General features: G+C 75.8%; 16 protein-coding genes. 13 read left to right on the top strand and 3 right to left on the bottom strand.

The window, feature by feature from the left end; genetic code table 11:
- The first annotated feature begins 56 nt into the window (after nucleotides 1-56).
- A complete protein-coding gene (locus ACFY23_RS19910; RefSeq protein WP_350679831.1) occupies nucleotides 57-662 on the top strand; it encodes a helix-turn-helix transcriptional regulator in 606 nt (201 codons plus the stop codon).
- Nucleotides 663-682: 20 nt separating this feature from the next.
- Here ACFY23_RS19910 and ACFY23_RS19905 read toward each other — a convergent pair whose 3' ends face one another.
- A complete protein-coding gene (locus ACFY23_RS19905; RefSeq protein ID WP_350679833.1) occupies nucleotides 683-1,879 on the bottom strand; it encodes a pyridoxal phosphate-dependent aminotransferase in 1,197 nt (398 codons plus the stop codon).
- Nucleotides 1,880-2,083: 204 nt separating this feature from the next.
- Here ACFY23_RS19905 and glmS point away from each other — a divergent pair, with 204 nt between their 5' ends.
- A complete protein-coding gene (gene glmS / locus ACFY23_RS19900) occupies nucleotides 2,084-3,997 on the top strand; it encodes a glutamine--fructose-6-phosphate transaminase (isomerizing) (protein ID WP_350679835.1) in 1,914 nt (637 codons plus the stop codon).
- A 106-nt stretch (nucleotides 3,998-4,103) separates the two neighbouring features.
- Here glmS and ACFY23_RS19895 read toward each other — a convergent pair whose 3' ends face one another.
- Complete coding sequence (locus ACFY23_RS19895; RefSeq protein ID WP_350679837.1) at nucleotides 4,104-5,687, bottom strand: alpha/beta hydrolase; 1,584 nt, start codon at nucleotides 5,685-5,687, stop codon at nucleotides 4,104-4,106.
- A gap of 155 nt (nucleotides 5,688-5,842) precedes the next feature.
- Nucleotides 5,843-6,139, bottom strand: coding sequence for a type VII secretion target (locus ACFY23_RS19890; protein WP_350679839.1), 297 nt, complete (start codon nucleotides 6,137-6,139; stop codon nucleotides 5,843-5,845).
- Between the two features lie 175 nt (nucleotides 6,140-6,314).
- Here ACFY23_RS19890 and ACFY23_RS19885 point away from each other — a divergent pair, with 175 nt between their 5' ends.
- The 11 genes from ACFY23_RS19885 to ACFY23_RS19835 all read left to right on the top strand — a co-directional run bounded on the left by ACFY23_RS19885 (nucleotide 6,315) and on the right by ACFY23_RS19835 (nucleotide 15,149).
- On the top strand, nucleotides 6,315-6,683 hold the full coding sequence (locus tag ACFY23_RS19885) for a holo-ACP synthase (RefSeq protein WP_350679841.1): 369 nt from the start codon (nucleotides 6,315-6,317) through the stop codon (nucleotides 6,681-6,683).
- Between the two features lie 49 nt (nucleotides 6,684-6,732).
- Nucleotides 6,733-8,202 (top strand): NAD(P)H-hydrate dehydratase, encoded by a 1,470-nt coding sequence (locus ACFY23_RS19880; protein ID WP_350679843.1) that lies wholly within the window; start codon nucleotides 6,733-6,735, stop codon nucleotides 8,200-8,202.
- 63 nt (nucleotides 8,203-8,265) lie between these two features.
- Nucleotides 8,266-9,384, top strand: coding sequence for an alanine racemase (gene alr, locus ACFY23_RS19875; protein WP_350679845.1), 1,119 nt, complete (start codon nucleotides 8,266-8,268; stop codon nucleotides 9,382-9,384).
- Nucleotides 9,381-10,472 carry an alpha/beta hydrolase gene (locus ACFY23_RS19870; RefSeq protein ID WP_350679847.1) on the top strand — a complete coding sequence of 364 codons (1,092 nt, stop codon included), beginning with the start codon at nucleotides 9,381-9,383 and terminating at the stop codon, nucleotides 10,470-10,472. The genes alr and ACFY23_RS19870 overlap by 4 nt, the downstream gene beginning before the upstream one ends.
- Nucleotides 10,469-10,951, top strand: a complete 483-nt coding sequence (tsaE, locus tag ACFY23_RS19865; RefSeq protein WP_350679849.1) for a tRNA (adenosine(37)-N6)-threonylcarbamoyltransferase complex ATPase subunit type 1 TsaE — start codon at nucleotides 10,469-10,471, stop codon at nucleotides 10,949-10,951. The genes ACFY23_RS19870 and tsaE overlap by 4 nt, the downstream gene beginning before the upstream one ends.
- A 60-nt stretch (nucleotides 10,952-11,011) precedes the next feature.
- The gene (gene ung, locus ACFY23_RS19860) at nucleotides 11,012-11,713 is read left to right on the top strand and encodes a uracil-DNA glycosylase (RefSeq protein ID WP_350679851.1); all 702 of its coding nucleotides are present in this window, start codon (nucleotides 11,012-11,014) and stop codon (nucleotides 11,711-11,713) included.
- Nucleotides 11,714-11,799: 86 nt separating this feature from the next.
- Nucleotides 11,800-12,651 carry a maleylpyruvate isomerase family mycothiol-dependent enzyme gene (locus ACFY23_RS19855; RefSeq protein ID WP_350679853.1) on the top strand — a complete coding sequence of 284 codons (852 nt, stop codon included), beginning with the start codon at nucleotides 11,800-11,802 and terminating at the stop codon, nucleotides 12,649-12,651.
- Nucleotides 12,652-12,697: 46 nt separating this feature from the next.
- A complete protein-coding gene (gene tsaB, locus ACFY23_RS19850; protein ID WP_350679855.1) occupies nucleotides 12,698-13,375 on the top strand; it encodes a tRNA (adenosine(37)-N6)-threonylcarbamoyltransferase complex dimerization subunit type 1 TsaB in 678 nt (225 codons plus the stop codon).
- A complete protein-coding gene (rimI, locus tag ACFY23_RS19845) occupies nucleotides 13,372-13,827 on the top strand; it encodes a ribosomal protein S18-alanine N-acetyltransferase (protein WP_350679857.1) in 456 nt (151 codons plus the stop codon). Before tsaB ends, rimI begins: the two co-directional genes overlap by 4 nt.
- Nucleotides 13,828-13,830: 3 nt before the next feature.
- Nucleotides 13,831-14,877, top strand: a complete 1,047-nt coding sequence (gene tsaD / locus ACFY23_RS19840; RefSeq protein WP_350679859.1) for a tRNA (adenosine(37)-N6)-threonylcarbamoyltransferase complex transferase subunit TsaD — start codon at nucleotides 13,831-13,833, stop codon at nucleotides 14,875-14,877.
- A 17-nt stretch (nucleotides 14,878-14,894) separates the two neighbouring features.
- Nucleotides 14,895-15,149 carry a hypothetical protein gene (locus tag ACFY23_RS19835; protein WP_350679861.1) on the top strand — a complete coding sequence of 85 codons (255 nt, stop codon included), beginning with the start codon at nucleotides 14,895-14,897 and terminating at the stop codon, nucleotides 15,147-15,149.
- The last annotated feature ends 125 nt before the right edge of the window (nucleotides 15,150-15,274 follow it).

Genomic DNA, 15,274 nt, shown 5'->3' with positions numbered 1-15,274 from the left:
TTGTGACAATGCAAGGCCCGCCGGGCGGGCCAGCCCGGATCGGATCGGAGAAGACGGTGGCGATACAGCACGCGGTCCTGGCCCTGCTCGCCGGCGGCCCCAGCTACGGCTACGAGCTGAAGGGCGCCTTCGAGGAGGCGGTCGGCCCGCAGTGGGGGCCCCTCAACATCGGGCACCTCTACCAGATCCTCGACCGGCTCTCCCGCGACGGCCTGGTGGTGGCCGAACGGCATCCCCAGCCCGTCAAGCCCGACCGGGTGGTCTACGAGATCACCCCGGACGGCCACGCCGAGCTGGACCGTTGGCTCGCCGAGCCCAGCCCGCGCAGCGGCGGGTTCCGGGACGACTTCTTCCTCAAGGTGACCGCCGCGGCCCGGTCCGGCGACCCGGCCACGGTGCGGACGGTGCTCGGCAACCAACGCGGCCACCTGATGCGGGAGCTGCGCAACCTCGACGGGCTGCGCCGCCGGGCCGACGACCCGGTGGTCGGCCTGCTGCTCGCGGCGGCGAGTCGACACGTCGAGGCCGACCTGGCCTTCGTCGACGACGCCGAGGGGGTGCTGCTCGCCGACGGCGGCGCGGTGCTCGCCAGGCTTCGTGCGGCCCGCTCCGAGGGGACGCCGTCGGAGCGGGGGAGCAGGCAGACCCGCGCGGCCGGCTGACGGTCAGGCGTACGCGCCGGTCACCGCGTCTCGGTCAGCCGGCCCAGCCGGCTGACCGCCTCGGTCAGCACCTCGGGGCGCTTGCAGAACGCGAAGCGGACGAGGCGCCGGCCGGCCTCCGGGTCGTCGTAGAAGACCTGCGTCGGGACGGCGACCACCCCGCACCGCTCGGGCAGCGAGCGGCAGAACTCCACCCCGTCGCGCCCGCCGAGCGCGGTGACGTCGGCGGTGACGAAGTACGTCCCCTCCGGCGAGATCACCTCGAACCCGGCGTCGGTCAGCCCGCCGACGAGCTGGTCCCGGCGGGCCTGCATGCCGTCCCGGAAGCCGGTGAAGTAGTCGTCCGGCAGGGCCAGCGCCACCGCGACGGCCGGCTGCAACGGCGCGGCGTTGACGAAGGTGAGGAACTGCTTCACCCGCAGCACCGCCGAGACCAGCGCCGCCGGGCCGCTCACCCAGCCGACCTTCCAGCCCGTGCAGGAGAACGTCTTGCCGGCCGAGGAGATGCGCAGCGTCCGCTCGCGCATGCCGGGCAGGGTCGCCAGCGGCACGTGGCCGGCGGCGGCGTCGGTGAAGACGAGGTGCTCGTACACCTCGTCGGTCACCGCGTACGCGCCGTGCTCCTGGCACAGCTCGGCGACCAGGGCCAGCTCGTCGGGGGTGAACACCTTGCCCGTCGGGTTGTGCGGCGAGTTCAGCAGCACCAGCCGGGTGCGCGGGCCGAACGCGGCGCGCAGGGCTGCCGGGTCGAAGGCGTACCGGCCGTCGGCGGCGGGACGCAGCGTGACCGGGCGCCGGACCGCGCCGGCCAGCGCGATCGAGGCGGCGTACGAGTCGTAGTACGGCTCGAAGCAGACCACCTCGTCGCCCGGCTCGCAGAGCCCGAGGATCGCCGCGGCGATCGCCTCGGTGGCGCCCGCCGTCACCACGATCTCGCCGTCCGGGTCGTACTCCAGCCCCCAGAACCGGCGCTGGTGTGCGGCCACCGCCGCGCGCAACGCCGGGACGCCCGGGCCCGGCGGGTACTGGTTCTGCCCGGTGCGCAGCGCCTCGGCCGCGGCGGCGAGCATCTCCGCCGGCCCGTCGGTGTCCGGGAAGCCCTGGCCGAGGTTGACCGCGCCGGTGCGGACGGCGAGGGCGGACATCTCGGCGAAGACGGTCGTCCCGAACGCGCGCATCCGCGCCACCAGCGGGTCGACCTCGGCGGTGGTCGTCACGCCCGCCAGCCTACGGACTTCCGGCGCGGCTTCAATCCCCACGGACTGCGCCGCCGTTGCCCGAATCGGGCATGTCTGTCCGCCTTGTCGGTCGGAGGCTTCGTCACGTACGGTGCCGCGTCCCTCCCGTTCGCTCAAATTCAGTGATCGTTTACCCGGCTTTCGCGCACGCACGATGAGCGAAACTGGGTTAGGCTGCGGGACATGTGTGGAATCGTGGGTTACGCCGGCACGCGCCCGGCGCTCGGCATCGTGCTCGACGGACTGCGGCGGCTGGAATACCGCGGCTACGACTCGGCCGGCGTCGCCATCGTCTGCGACGGCGAGCTGCTGACCGAGAAGAAGGCCGGCAAGCTGGCCAACCTGGAGAAGGTGCTCTCCGAGCGGGCCGCCGAGGACCCGACGTCCTGCGCGGCCAGCCCCATCGGCATCGGGGACGGCACCACCGGCATCGGGCACACCCGGTGGGCCACCCACGGCGGCCCGACCGACCGCAACGCCCACCCGCACGTCGCCCCCGACGGCCGCGTCGCCGTGATCCACAACGGCATCATCGAGAACTTCGCGAAGCTCCGCGCCGAGCTGGAGGCCGACGGCGTCCAGTTCACCAGCGACACCGACACCGAGTGCGCCGCGCACCTGCTCTCCGCCGCGCTGGCCGACCTGCGCGCCGCCGGCCACCCCGAGGGCCCGCAGCTGCTCGCCGCCGGCATGCGGGTGGTCTGCCAGCGCCTGGAGGGCGCGTTCACCCTGCTCGCCGTCGACGCCGCGGTGCCCGGCGCGGTCGTGGGCGCCCGCCGCAACTCGCCGCTGGTCGTCGGGCGGGGCGACGGGGAGAACTACCTGGCCAGCGACGTGGCCGCGTTCATCGAGCACACCCGGGACGCGGTCGAGCTGGGTCAGGACCAGATCGTCCTCATCACCGGCGACATCATCGAGATCACCGACTTCTCGGGCCAGCCCGCCAGCGGCAAGGACTTCCACATCGACTGGGACTCCTCGGCGGCGGAGAAGGGCGGCTACGACTGGTTCATGCTCAAGGAGATCGAGGAGCAGCCCCAGGCCATCGCCGACACCCTGCTCGGCCGGCTCACCGAGACCGGCGAGATCATGCTCGACGAGGTCCGCCTCAGCGACCAGGACCTGCGCGACGTCGACAAGATCTTCATCGTCGCCTGCGGCACCGCGTACCACTCCGGCCTGGTCGCCAAGTACGCCATCGAGCACTGGACGCGGATCCCCTGCGAGGTGGAGCTGGCCAGCGAGTTCCGCTACCGCGACCCGGTCCTCGACCGGTCCACGCTGATCGTGGTGATCTCGCAGTCCGGCGAGACGATGGACACCCTGATGGCCCTGCGGCACGCCAAGGAGCAGAAGGCCCGCGTCCTGGCCATCTGCAACACCAACGGCTCCACCATCCCCCGCGAGTCCGACGCCGTCCTCTACACCCACGGCGGCCCGGAGATCGCCGTCGCCTCGACCAAGGCGTTCCTGACCCAGCTCGTCGCGTGCTATCTGATCGGCCTGCACCTGGCCCAGGTGCGGGGGATCAAGTTCGCCGACGAGGTGGCCGCCGTGGTCGCCCAGCTCCAGGAGATGCCGGGCAAGCTCCGCGAGCTGCTGGAGCGCATCGAACCCGTCCGCGAGCTGGCCCGCGACCTGCGGTCCGAGCCGACCGTGCTGTTCATCGGCCGGCACGTGGGCTACCCGGTGGCCCTGGAGGGCGCGCTCAAGCTCAAGGAGTTGGCGTACATGCACGCCGAGGGCTTCGCCGCCGGCGAGCTGAAGCACGGCCCGATCGCCCTGATCGACAAGGGCACCCCGGTGATCTGCATCGTGCCGTCGCCCGTCGGTCGGGGCATGCTGCACGACAAGGTGGTCTCCAACATCCAGGAGGTGCGGGCGCGCGGCGCCCGGACCATCGTGATCGCGGAGGAGGGCGACGAGGCGGTCGTCCGCTACGCCGACCACCTGATCCACGTGCCGCGTACGCCGACGCTGCTCGCGCCGCTGGTCACCACCGTGCCGTTGCAGGTCCTCGCCGCCGAGATCGCCGCCGCCCGCGGGCACGACGTGGACCAGCCCCGCAACCTGGCCAAGTCGGTGACGGTCGAGTGACGCCGGGCCGGCGGCGCGCACCCGCCGCCAGCCCTCCGCGGAATCCCGGACACCCGCCGCTTCTCCGGGGCCGTCCGTCGCCGAGGTCTCGGGCGGCGTCGCCACGTCAGCGGCCGACCACGACGCGGGCCATGCCGTCCAGCGCCGGGTTGTCGGCCGCCCAGTAGCCGCTGTGGCCGCGGCGGTCACTGGGGAAGGTGCGCCCGCCGAAGCCCGGGTGGGCCGGATCCTGGCCGAACCACAGCTCGCGTTCCGACCCGCCGGCCAGCCGGGCGGCCAGGCCGAACGGCGACCCGGCGGACAGGGCCTGCCGGGCCAGCTCGTCCGGCGGCCGGGCGAAGCGGATCACGTCGTCCGGCGCGAGGCTCGCCCAGACCTGACCGGGTGGCAGGCCCAGCTCGGCGGCGTGCGCGACGCCCACCCCGGGCGAGCCGACGAAGACCAGCGCGTCGGCGGCCAGCCCGTGGTCGCGGGCGGCCGTGCCGACCACCAGCGAGCCGTAGCTGTGCCCCAGCACGGTCTGCCGGCCGGGCGGCCCCTCGTGGGTCGCCCGCAGCCCCTCCTGGAACCGGTGCAGCCCCGGGCCGGCGTCCCGGGCCTGCCCCGGCCAGGCCGCCTCGTGCAGGAAGTCGGGGGCGTCGTAGTCCAGCCAGAGCACCGCGGCGGTCTCCTCCTCGGGGGCCAGCGCGGCGCAGCGGGACACCACCCGCGCCGCCCGGCCCAGCTCGCCGGGCACGTCGTCCAGGCCGGCGGTCGTCCCCGGCACGTGCGTCAGCACCCGCGCCGAGCGGTCCGGGTTGCCGAGCGCCACGACCGCGCGCCCCTCGCCGGCGGTGTCCAGCCCCAGCAGGTACGCACGGGGCGCCTCGCCGGCGGCCAGGCGCCCGGTCAGCGCGTCCAGCCCCGCCAGTGCCCGCTCGGCCCGGAGCAGCCCGGCCAGCTCGACCGGCCCGCGCGGCACCCGCTCCAGCAGCCGGCGCCGCGCGGCGAGCAGCTCCTCCCGCCGCGCCCCGAGCAGCAGCCGGTTGGCCTGGTCGCGGGCGGCCACCGGCACCCCGTCGAGGCGGCCGACGAGCGCCGGCTCGTGCGCCACCAACCACCGCTGTTGCGCGGGGGTGAGCCCGGCCCACCACGCCCGCACCGCGGCCGGGGTGGCGCCGGGCGGGGGCCGGCCGGGCGGCGGCGGGGCGACCCACGTCGACCGGGCGGCTGCGGACAGTGCGTCCAGCCGGTCGGCGGCCTCCCGGTCGGCCGCCCCGGCCAGCGCCAGCGCCTCCCGGATCGCCGCACCCAGCCCGGCCGCGACCTGCCCCGACCGTGGGGAGGTCGGCGCGCGGGCGGGATCGGCGGCGACCCGTCCCTGCCGGTCGACCAGCAGCCCGGCCTCGTCCGCGCGCGTCACCGCGGCGGCGAGCCGGGCCTTCGCCGCTTCCAGCCGGCCGGCGAACTCGGCCAGCACCTGGTCGGCCTCGATGAGGGCGGGGGAGACCGTGGTCAGTTCGGTGCGCAGCGCCGCCAGTCGGGCGTCCGCGGCCCCGCCCGCGCCGCCCGACCAGTCGGCGCGTAGCGCCGCCGCCCCGGCGGACAACTCGTCGGCCCGGCGGCCGACCCGGTCGGTCAGCCCCCGCCAGGCCGCCCCGGCGGCCCGCCAGGCACCCGGGTCGGCCGCCCAGAGTTGCCGGTACCCCACGGCCGCCCCCCGCTCGGCGGGGTGCGCCGGGCGCCCGGAGGGCACGGCTCCGCCCGTGGCCCGCTCGGCGGGGTGCGCCGGGCGCCCGGAGGGTCCGGCTCCGGCCACCGCCGGTGGTGCCGGGGCTCCGCCCGCCGCCGGTCGCGCCGGCGCGGTCACCGGGGGAGGGCGGCGAGCCGGCCGGCTGCCCGGTCGTCCACCGACTCGTACGCGTCGGCCGCCGCCCGCACCGCCCCGGCCGTCGCGGCCATCCGGGCGCCGAGCCCGCCGAACCAGGCGTGCACCGCCGACTCCAGCCCGGTCAGGGCCGCGCCGGCCGCCCACTCCGGCGCCGGCACCACCAGCCCGGCCACCCCGGCCAGCCCGTGCCCCAGCCGGTACGCGTCGTCGCCGAGCGCGCTCGCCGCCCGGCGCAGCGCGTCGGGTCGTACGGTGATCGGCTCCTCGATCATTCTCGGCCCCCGTGCCTCGCGGAACATCGACGACCGGAACGCTAGGTGGCGTCCACACCCCCACGGGCGCCCTGTGGACGACGGCCCCGGCGGGCGGACGCCCGTCGTCCACAGGCGTTGCCCCGCCCCGAGCCGCCGGCTAATGTGCGGCCGCCCGCGCCGGTAGGGTGAGCCCGTGATCGTCGCTGTCGGCATCGACGTCGTCCTGGTCGAGCGGTTCGCCAGGGCCCTGGCGCGGACGCCGCTGCTCGCCGACCGGCTCTTCACGGAGGCCGAGCGTTACACCAGCTCCGGCAACCCGCGCTCGCCCGAGTCGCTGGCCGCCCGGTTCGCGGCCAAGGAGGCGGTCGCCAAGGCGCTCGGCGCGCCGACCGGGCTGAGCTGGCACGACTGCGAGATCGTGCCGGACCCGGACGGCCGCCCCTGGCTGACCGTCTCCGGGACGGTCGCGGCGGCGGCCACCGAGCGCGGGGTCAACCGCTGGCATCTGTCGTTGTCCCACGACGGCGGGATCGCCTCGGCCATGGTGGTCGCGGAACGGTGATCGGGGCGCGCCGACCTGGCGCGTCGGAAGCTCGGACGGGGGCGGTGGCGTGAGACCGGTGTGGCGGGTCGCGGACGTACGCGTGGCGGAGGCGGGCCTGATGGCCACCCTTCCGCCCGGGACGCTGATGAAGCGGGCCGCCGCCGGGCTGGCCCGCCGCTGCGCGCTGCTGCTCGCCGATCGGGGCGGGGTCTACGCCGCCCGGGTGCTGCTGCTGGTCGGCTCCGGCGACAACGGCGGCGACACGCTCCTGGCCGGCGCGCACCTGGCCCGCCGCGGCGCGGCCGTGTCCGCGCTGTTGCTCAGCCCCGGCCGGGCGCACGCCGAGGGGCTGGCCGCGCTGCGCGCCGCCGGCGGGCGGATCGTGGAGCGGCCCCCGGCGACGGTCGACATGGTGCTGGACGGCATCGTCGGGATCGGCGGGCAGGGCGGGCTCCGGGACACCGCCGACCAGCTCGCTGCCAGCCTGGTGCGGCACTGCGGGCGCGACGGCGCCCCGGCCACCGTGGTCGCGGTGGACGTGCCCAGCGGCGTCGCGGTCGACACCGGGGACGTGCCGCTGACCGCCAGCGGGCGGCCGAGCGCCGTCCGCGCCGACGTGACGGTCGCGTTCGGCGCGTTGAAGCCCGCGCTGGTGGTGGGCCCGGCCGCCGGGCTCGCCGGGCAGGTGGAACTGGTCGACATCGGGCTGGAGCCGTGGCTGCGCGGCAGCCCCGCGCTGCGCGTGACCGAGTGGTCGGACGTCGCGGACTGGTGGCCCCGGCTCGGCCCGGCGTCGGAGAAGTACACCCGGGGCGTGGTGGGCGTCGCCACCGGCTCGGCCACCTACCCCGGGGCGGCGGTGCTCTCGGTCGCCGGGGCGCTGGCCGGCCCGACCGGCATGGTCCGCTACGCCGGCTCCGCCCGGGCCGACGTGCTGCACCGGCACCCCTCGGTGATCGCGACCGGCCGGGTCGCCGACGCGGGGCGGGTGCAGGCCTGGGTCTGCGGCTCCGGGCTGGGCACCGGCGAGGAGGCGGCCCGGGAGTTGCGCGCGGTGCTCTCCGCCCCGGTGCCCGTGGTGCTCGACGCCGACGCGCTGACCCTGCTCGTCGACGGCTCGCTCGCCGACCGGCTGCGCAAGCGGGACGCCCCGATCGTGGTCACCCCGCACGACCGCGAGTTCACCCGGCTCTGCGGGGAGACGCCGGGCGCCGACCGGGTGGCGGCCACGCTGCGGCTGGCCGCCTGGATGAATGCCGTGGTGCTGCTCAAGGGCGACCGCACGGTGATCGGCACGCCGGACGGCCGGGCGTACGTCAACCCGACCGGCACCCCGGCGCTGGCCACCGGGGGCACCGGCGACGTGCTGGCCGGGCTGCTCGGCTCGCTGCTCGCGGCCGGGCTGGCGCCGGAGCGCGCGGCGGCCGCGGCCGCGTACCTGCACGGGCTGGCCGGTCGGGAGGCGGCCCGGGGCGGGCCGGTGACCGCGCCCGACGTGGCCGACGCCCTCCGCCCGGTCCTCGCCCGCCTCGGCTGACCGCAGCCGCGGCGCCTCCGCCGGCCTGGGCCGGGGAGATCAGCGCGGAAGTAGGCTGGGGGCATGTGGCAGGCCGAGGTGCGGGTGGATCTGGACGCGATCCGCGAGAACGTGAGCCGGCTGCGGGCCGGCACCGGCGCCGAGCTGATGGCGGTGGTCAAGGGCGACGGCTACGGCCACGGCATGGTCCCGGCCGCCCGCGCCGCCCTGGACGCCGGGGCGGACTGGCTGGGCGTCTGCACGCTGGACGAGGCGCTGACGCTGCGTCGGGCCGGGATCACCGTGCCGGTGCTGGCCTGGCTTCTCGCGCCGGGGCTGCCCCTGCACGAGGGCGTCGCCGCCGGGGTCGACCTCGGCGCCGCCAGCCTGCCCCAGCTCGACGAGATGGTCGAGGCGGGCCGCGCGGCCGGACGGCCGGCCCGGCTGCACCTCAAGATCGACACCGGGCTGTCCCGGGGCGGCGCGACCGTCGCCGACTGGCCGGCCCTGCTCGACGCCGCCGCCAAGGCGCAGGCCGACGGCCTGGTCGAGGTGGTCGGGGTGTGGAGCCACTTCGTCTACGCGGACTCGCCCGGCCACCCGACCATCGACCGCCAGATCGCCGTCTTCCACGAGGGCGTGGGCATGGCCGAGCAGGCCGGCCTGCGGCCCCGCTACCGGCACCTGGCCAACTCCGCCGCCACGCTGACCCGGCCGGACACGCACTTCGACCTGGTCCGGCCCGGGCTCGCCGTCTACGGGCTCTCCCCGGTGGCCGGCGAGACCTACGGGTTGCGCCCGGCGATGACCGCCCGGGCCCGGGTGATGCTCGCCAAGCGCGTTCCCGCCGGCTCCGGCGTCTCGTACGGGCACACCTACACCACCGAGCGGGAGGCGAACCTGGCCGTGGTGCCGCTCGGCTACGCCGACGGGGTGCCCCGGCACGCCTCCAACAGCGGTCCGGTGCAGCTCGGCGGCCGGCGGCGGCGGATCTCGGGCCGGGTCTGCATGGACCAGTTCGTGCTCGACTGCGGCGACGACCCGGTGGCCGCCGGCGACGTGGCCACGCTCTTCGGCAGCGGCGTCGGCGGCGAGCCCACGGCCGACGACTGGGCCGAGGCGGCCGGCACCATCAACTACGAGATCGTCACCCGGTTCGGCAGCAGCCGGGTGCCCCGCGTCTACGACGGCGAGCGCCCGTGACGTCCCGTTCCCGGATCCCGCTGCCCCGCTCCGGGCACGCCAGGGCCGCCGTGGGGGCGCTGGCCGCCGTCGGGGTCGCCGCCGCCGGGCTCGCGGCCGGCGTCGCCACCGAACGCGCACTGGTCCGCAAGCTCAAGTCCGACCCCACCGACCGGTACGCCGACGAGGTCTTCGACGAGCAGCGCTACGACGAGGCGCTCCGGCTGGAGATGCCCGACGGCACCGACATCCACGTCGAGGTGGTCGAGCCGACCCGGCCGACGCCCGGCAACCCGACCGTGGTGCTGGTGCACGGCTTCTGCCTGGACATGGGCACCTTCCACTTCCAGCGCAAGATGCTCGCCGAGCGGGGCGAGCACCGGATCGTCGCGTACGACCAGCCGGGGCACGGCCGCTCCGGGCGGCTGGAGACCGGCGAGTACGACCTCACCGCGCTCGGCCGGACGCTGCGCGAGGTGATCGACCGGGTCGCCCCGGAGGGGCCGCTGGTGCTCGTCGGCCACTCGATGGGCGGCATGACGATCATGGCCTTCGCCGAGCTGTTCCCGGAGCTGTTCGGCGACCGCGTCGTCGGCACCGTGCTGATGGCCACCTCGGGCGGCCTGCTCGCCGAGACCAAGCTGGTGGCGCCGGCCCTGCTCGGCCGGGTCGGCGCACCCGTGCTCTACATGGTCGGCAACGTCACCCGCTACGGCGGCACGATGATCGACCGCGCCCGCAAGTCCACCACCAACGTGGCCTGGCTGCTCACCCGCAAGTACGGCTTCGGCACCCGCCGCCCCAGCCCCGCCCTGGTGTCGTACGTCGAGACGATGAACTCGCGCACGTCCGCCGACACGGTGACGCGCTACCTGCGGACGCTGGCGACGCACTCGCGCTTCCCGGCGCTCGCCGCGCTGGCGGACACCCCCGTCCTGGTCGTCGTCGGCGACAAGGACATGATCACCCCGGTGACCCACTCGGAGGAGATCGTCCGCCGGCTGCCGCACGCCGAGTTCGTCAAGATCTCCGACAGCGGGCACGTGGTGATGCTGGAGCACGCCGACGAGGTCAACGCGGCCCTGACGCGCTTCCTGGAGGAGCTGTGACGTACGTCGCCAAGCTGCCGACGCTCGACGACACCCACGGGTTCGGGCGGCGGCTGGCCGGGCTGCTGCGCGCCGGCGACCTGCTGCTGCTGACCGGGCCGCTGGGCGCCGGCAAGACGGCGCTGACCCAGGGCATCGGCGCCGGGCTCGGGGTGCTCGGCGACATCACCTCGCCCACCTTCGTGATCGCCCGGGTGCATCGGCCGGACCCGACCCGGGGCGGCACGGTGGCGCTGGTGCACGCCGACGCGTACCGGCTGGGCGACGCCGCGGACCCGCGCGCCGAGATCGACGACCTCGACCTGGACGCCTCGGTGGACGAGTCGGTGACCGTGGTCGAGTGGGGCGAGGGCCTGGTCGAGCAGCTCGTCGAGGCGCACCTGCGGGTGCGTGTCGACCGGCGCGACGACGACACCCGGGTGGTCGAGCTGGAGCCGGTCGGCGGCGACTGGGCGCAGCGCCTCGCCGCCCTCGGGTGAGCGCTGTCGTACCGTCTGCCTAGAGTGCGCGGGACGGATTCGACAGGCGAAAGGTTGCCGATGCCCGACGACGCCCCCACCCTGGACCTGCTGGCGCTGCTGCCAGAGGACTGGCGTGCCGTGCTCACCCCGCACCTCGACCCGGCCCGCACCGCCGAGCTGGCCGCGTTCGTCGCCGGGGAGTACGCGACCCGCACCGTCTTCCCGCCGGTCGAGGACCTCTTCTCGGCCTACCGGCTCTGCGCGCCGGCCGACTGCCGGGTGCTGATCCTCGGGCAGGACCCCTACCACAAGGCGGGGCAGGCGCACGGGCTCAGCTTCAGCGTGCGCGAGGGCGTGAGCGTGCCGCCGTCGCTGCGCAACGTCTTCAAGGAGCTCGGCGAGGACGTCGGCGTGCCGAAGCCGCGCAGCGGCAACCTGAGCGGCTGGGCGGCGCAGGGCGTCCTGCTGCTCAACTCGGTGCTCACCGTCCGCGAGGCCACGCCCGGCTCGCACGCCAACCGCGGCTGGGAGGAGTTCACCGACGCCACCATCCGGGCGCTCGACGCGATGGGCTCGCGGGTGGTCTTCCTGCTCTGGGGCGGCTACGCGCGCAAGAAGGCCGCGCTGGTCACCAACCCGCAGCACGTGGTGCTGGAGGCCGGGCACCCCAGCCCGATGAACCCGCGCGGATTCCTGGGCAGCCGGCCGTTCAGCGCGGCCAACAAGGCCCTCGCCGACGTGGGCCTGCCCATGATCGACTGGGAGCGCTCGGCCGGCTGACGAAGTCCGCAAGCTGCGCGTCACCGGGCGGTGACCGTGCGCTGTAGCCTGTTGCCTCCAGCGGTCGGCGAGCCGGGAGGCGGCGGATGACGGCGACGGTCAGCGACGAACGGTGGCGGGTGGCGCGGACGGCCCTGGCGGACCAGACCGACCGTTTCGTCGATCTGGTCCGCGCCGCCCCGCCGCAGACCATGGCCACCGCCCACTGGACGGTGGCGGACACGCTCGCCCACGTCGGCAGCATCGCCTGGCTGTACGTCTGCCTGGTGGATCCGGAGCGACCGCTCCCGCCGGTGCCGGGCTTCGACGGTCTGCTCCCCGAGACCAGCGTCGACACGGTGGCGGACTTCAACGACGTGCTGCTCGGCCACCTCACCGAGCGCGACCCGCAGTTCCTGCTCGACCGGTTCCAGGCCGACGTGAAGCAGTTCCTGGTCGCCTGCGAGGAGCGGCACCCCGACGAGACGGTGTCGTGGCTCGGCGGGGCGCAGGTCACCCTCGCCGGTCTCTGCGCCCACCTGGTCAACGAGGTGCTCGTCCACGGCCACGACATCTCGCGCGCCACCGGGCTGCCGTGGGAGGTGCCCAACCCGCACGCCGCGCTCTTCCTGGAGCTGTTCCTGACCGGCGTGGTCCGGCACGGCTACGGGCGGCTGATCGACGGCGGCCCGCCGCCGAGCGAGCGCCGGATCGTGGTCGAGTTCCGCTCGGCGCACGCGGCCCCGGTCCGGCTGCTGCTGCACCGGGGCCGAGTGTCGTTCGCCGAGCCGGACGACCGGCCCGACGCCGTGGTCGACCACGACCCCGCCACGCTCAACCTGATGATGTTCGGCCGGATCAGCCGGGCCCGGGCGGTGCTCAGCGGCAAGGTGCGCGTCAGCGGGCGGCGGCCCTGGCTCCTGCCGGCCTTCCTGCGTAAGTTCCGCACCCCGAGCTGACCCGCGTCGCCGGGTCGGACGAGGGGGCCGGCTAGGCTGGCTTACCGTGCTCGTACTGGTGGTGGACAGCTCGACGCCCGCGGTGACGGCGGCGCTGGTGGAGGTCGCGGCGGACGGCGTCTCGACCCGGGCGCACCGCTGCACGGTCGACGCCCGCGCCCACGGCGAACTGCTCGCCCCGCAGGTCGACGCGGTGCTCGCCGACGCCGACGCCCGCCCGGCCGACCTGGGCGCCATCGTCGCCGGGCTCGGCCCCGGCCCGTTCACCGGGCTCCGGGTGGGGCTGGTCACCGCCGCCACCATGGGTCAGGTGCTGGGCGTGCCGACGTACGGCGTCTGCTCGCTGGACGCCATCGGCCACCCGGCGGCCGCCGGCGAGCCGGTGCTGGCGGCGAGCGACGCGCGCCGTCGGGAGGTCTACTGGGCGGTCTACGACGGCGCGGGCCAGCGGATCGTCGGGCCGGAGGTGTCCGCCCCGGCGGTCGCCGCCGAGCGCGCCCGCGGCCTGGCCGTCACGGTCGCGGTCGGCGACGGCGCGCACCGGTACGCGGACACCCTCGGCCTGCCCGTGCGGGCCGAGCCGCGCTACCCGGACGCCGGCGTGCTGGCGACCCTGGCCGCCGAGCGGATCCGGGCCGGCGCCCCCGGCGAGGCGCTCACCCCGCTCTACCTGCGCCGGCCGGACGCCGTGGCGGCGACGGCCCGCAAGCCGGTCCTGCCATGACCGGTGTGCGCCTCCAGAGGTTCCGGTGGTGGCACATCGACGAGGTGCTGCCGATCGAGGCGGACCTGTTCGGCGCCGAGCAGTGGTCGGCGGCGATGTTCTGGAACGAGCTGGCCAACGGGCACTTCTACCTGGTCGCCACCGACGACGACGGCGCCGTGCTGGGCTACGCCGGGCTCACCGCGGCCCCGCCCGAGGAGGCGTGGGTGCAGAACATCGCGGTGCGCCGGGACGCCCAGCGGCGCGGGGTCGGCCGGGCGCTGCTGGAGGCGCTGCTCGCCGAGGCGGCCCGGCTCGGGGCCCGCAGCACCCTGCTGGAGGTCGCGGCGGACAACGCCCCCGCCCAACTGCTCTACGCGGCGTACGGCTTCGAGCCGATCGGCGTACGGCGCGGCTACTACCAACCGAGCAACACCGACGCGCTGGTCATGCAGCGCACCCGGGATGTGTGAGCGATGACTGACGAACCCCTGATCCTCGGCATCGAGACGTCCTGCGACGAGACCGGCGTCGGCATCGTGCGGGGGCACACGCTGCTGGCCGACGCGCTCGCGTCCAGCGTCGAGGAGCACGCCCGGTTCGGCGGGGTGGTGCCCGAGGTGGCCAGCCGGGCGCACCTGGAGGCCATCGTGCCGACCATGGACCGGGCGCTGAAGGAGGCGGGGGTGACCCTCGCCGACATCGACGCGATCGCGGTCACCTCCGGCCCGGGGCTGGCCGGCGCGCTGCTGGTCGGGGTGGCCGCCGCCAAGGGCTACGCGCTCGCCGCCGAGAAGCCGGTCTACGGCGTCAACCACCTGGCCGCGCACGTCGCCGTGGACACCCTGGAGCACGGGCCGCTGCCCGAGCCGGCGATCGCCCTGCTGGTCTCCGGCGGGCACTCCTCCCTGCTCCTCGTCGACGACCTGGCCCGGGGCGTCACCCCGCTCGGCGCCACCATCGACGACGCGGCGGGCGAGGCGTTCGACAAGGTGGCGCGGCTGCTGGGCCTGCCGTTCCCCGGCGGGCCGTACATCGACCGGGAGGCCCGGGCCGGCGACCCGGCCGCCATCGGCTTCCCGCGCGGCCTGACCGCCGCGAAGGACCTCGCCGCCCACCGCTACGACTTCTCCTTCTCCGGGCTGAAGACGGCGGTGGCCCGCTGGGTCGAGGCGCGGCAGCGGGCGGGCGAGCCGGTGCCGGTCGCCGACGTGGCCGCGTCCTTCCAGGAGGCGGTCTGCGACGTGCTGGTGCGCAAGGCGCTGGACGCCTGCCGGGCCAACGGCGTCGAGACGCTGGTGATCGGCGGCGGCGTGGCGGCCAACTCGCGCCTGCGGGCGATGGCCGAGCACCGCGCCGCCAAGCACGGCATCCGGGTCCGGGTGCCCCGACCGAATCTCTGCACGGACAACGGCGCGATGGTCGCCGCCCTCGGCTCGCACCTGGTCGCCTCGGGTGTCGCGCCGAGCCGGCTGGACCTGCCCGCCGACTCGGCCATGCCGCTGACCACCGTCAGCGTCTGAACCCAGGGACGGATGACGTGATCGTGCGGATGTGGGAGGCGCGGGCCGAGTCGTACGGCGTCGCCGACCTGATCACCTGGGTCTGCGACACGGCGCTGCCGGAGTTCGAGCACGACCCGATGCACCTGTCCAGCGAGGTCTTCTCCTCCACGGACCACCGGGTGGTGGTCATCTCCAAGTGGCGCAGCAACCCGCGCCCGCTGCCGGAGCCGCCCGCGATGCTGCTCGCCCGCCCGCCGCACTCGTGGGACTTCACCCAGGTCGACCGCTGACCGACGCGCGCCACCGCCGTTCGACGTGCGCCGGGGCCGCCGCCACGGTTCCGCGTGGATCGCGGCGCGCCGCCGCCGTTCGACGTGCGCCGGGGCCGCCGCCACGGTTCCGCGTGGATCGCGGC

This window comes from Micromonospora sp. NPDC000121 (assembly GCF_042899165.1).
Classification (GTDB): domain Bacteria; phylum Actinomycetota; class Actinomycetes; order Mycobacteriales; family Micromonosporaceae; genus Micromonospora.
This window is presented reverse-complemented; position numbering and strand designations above follow the sequence as displayed.

Bases quoted from the DNA above. Each gene is read 5' to 3' on its own strand.
- rimI (WP_350679857.1), top strand. From the start codon at position 13,372: ATGACCGGTGTGCGCCTCCAGAGGTTCCGGTGGTGGCACATCGACGAG.
- ACFY23_RS19855 (WP_350679853.1), top strand. From the start codon at position 11,800: ATGACGGCGACGGTCAGCGACGAACGGTGGCGGGTGGCGCGGACGGCC.
- alr (WP_350679845.1), top strand. From the start codon at position 8,266: ATGTGGCAGGCCGAGGTGCGGGTGGATCTGGACGCGATCCGCGAGAAC.
- glmS (WP_350679835.1), top strand. From the start codon at position 2,084: ATGTGTGGAATCGTGGGTTACGCCGGCACGCGCCCGGCGCTCGGCATC.
- ung (WP_350679851.1), top strand. From the start codon at position 11,012: ATGCCCGACGACGCCCCCACCCTGGACCTGCTGGCGCTGCTGCCAGAG.
- tsaD (WP_350679859.1), top strand. From the start codon at position 13,831: ATGACTGACGAACCCCTGATCCTCGGCATCGAGACGTCCTGCGACGAG.
- ACFY23_RS19890 (WP_350679839.1), bottom strand. From the start codon at position 6,139: ATGATCGAGGAGCCGATCACCGTACGACCCGACGCGCTGCGCCGGGCG.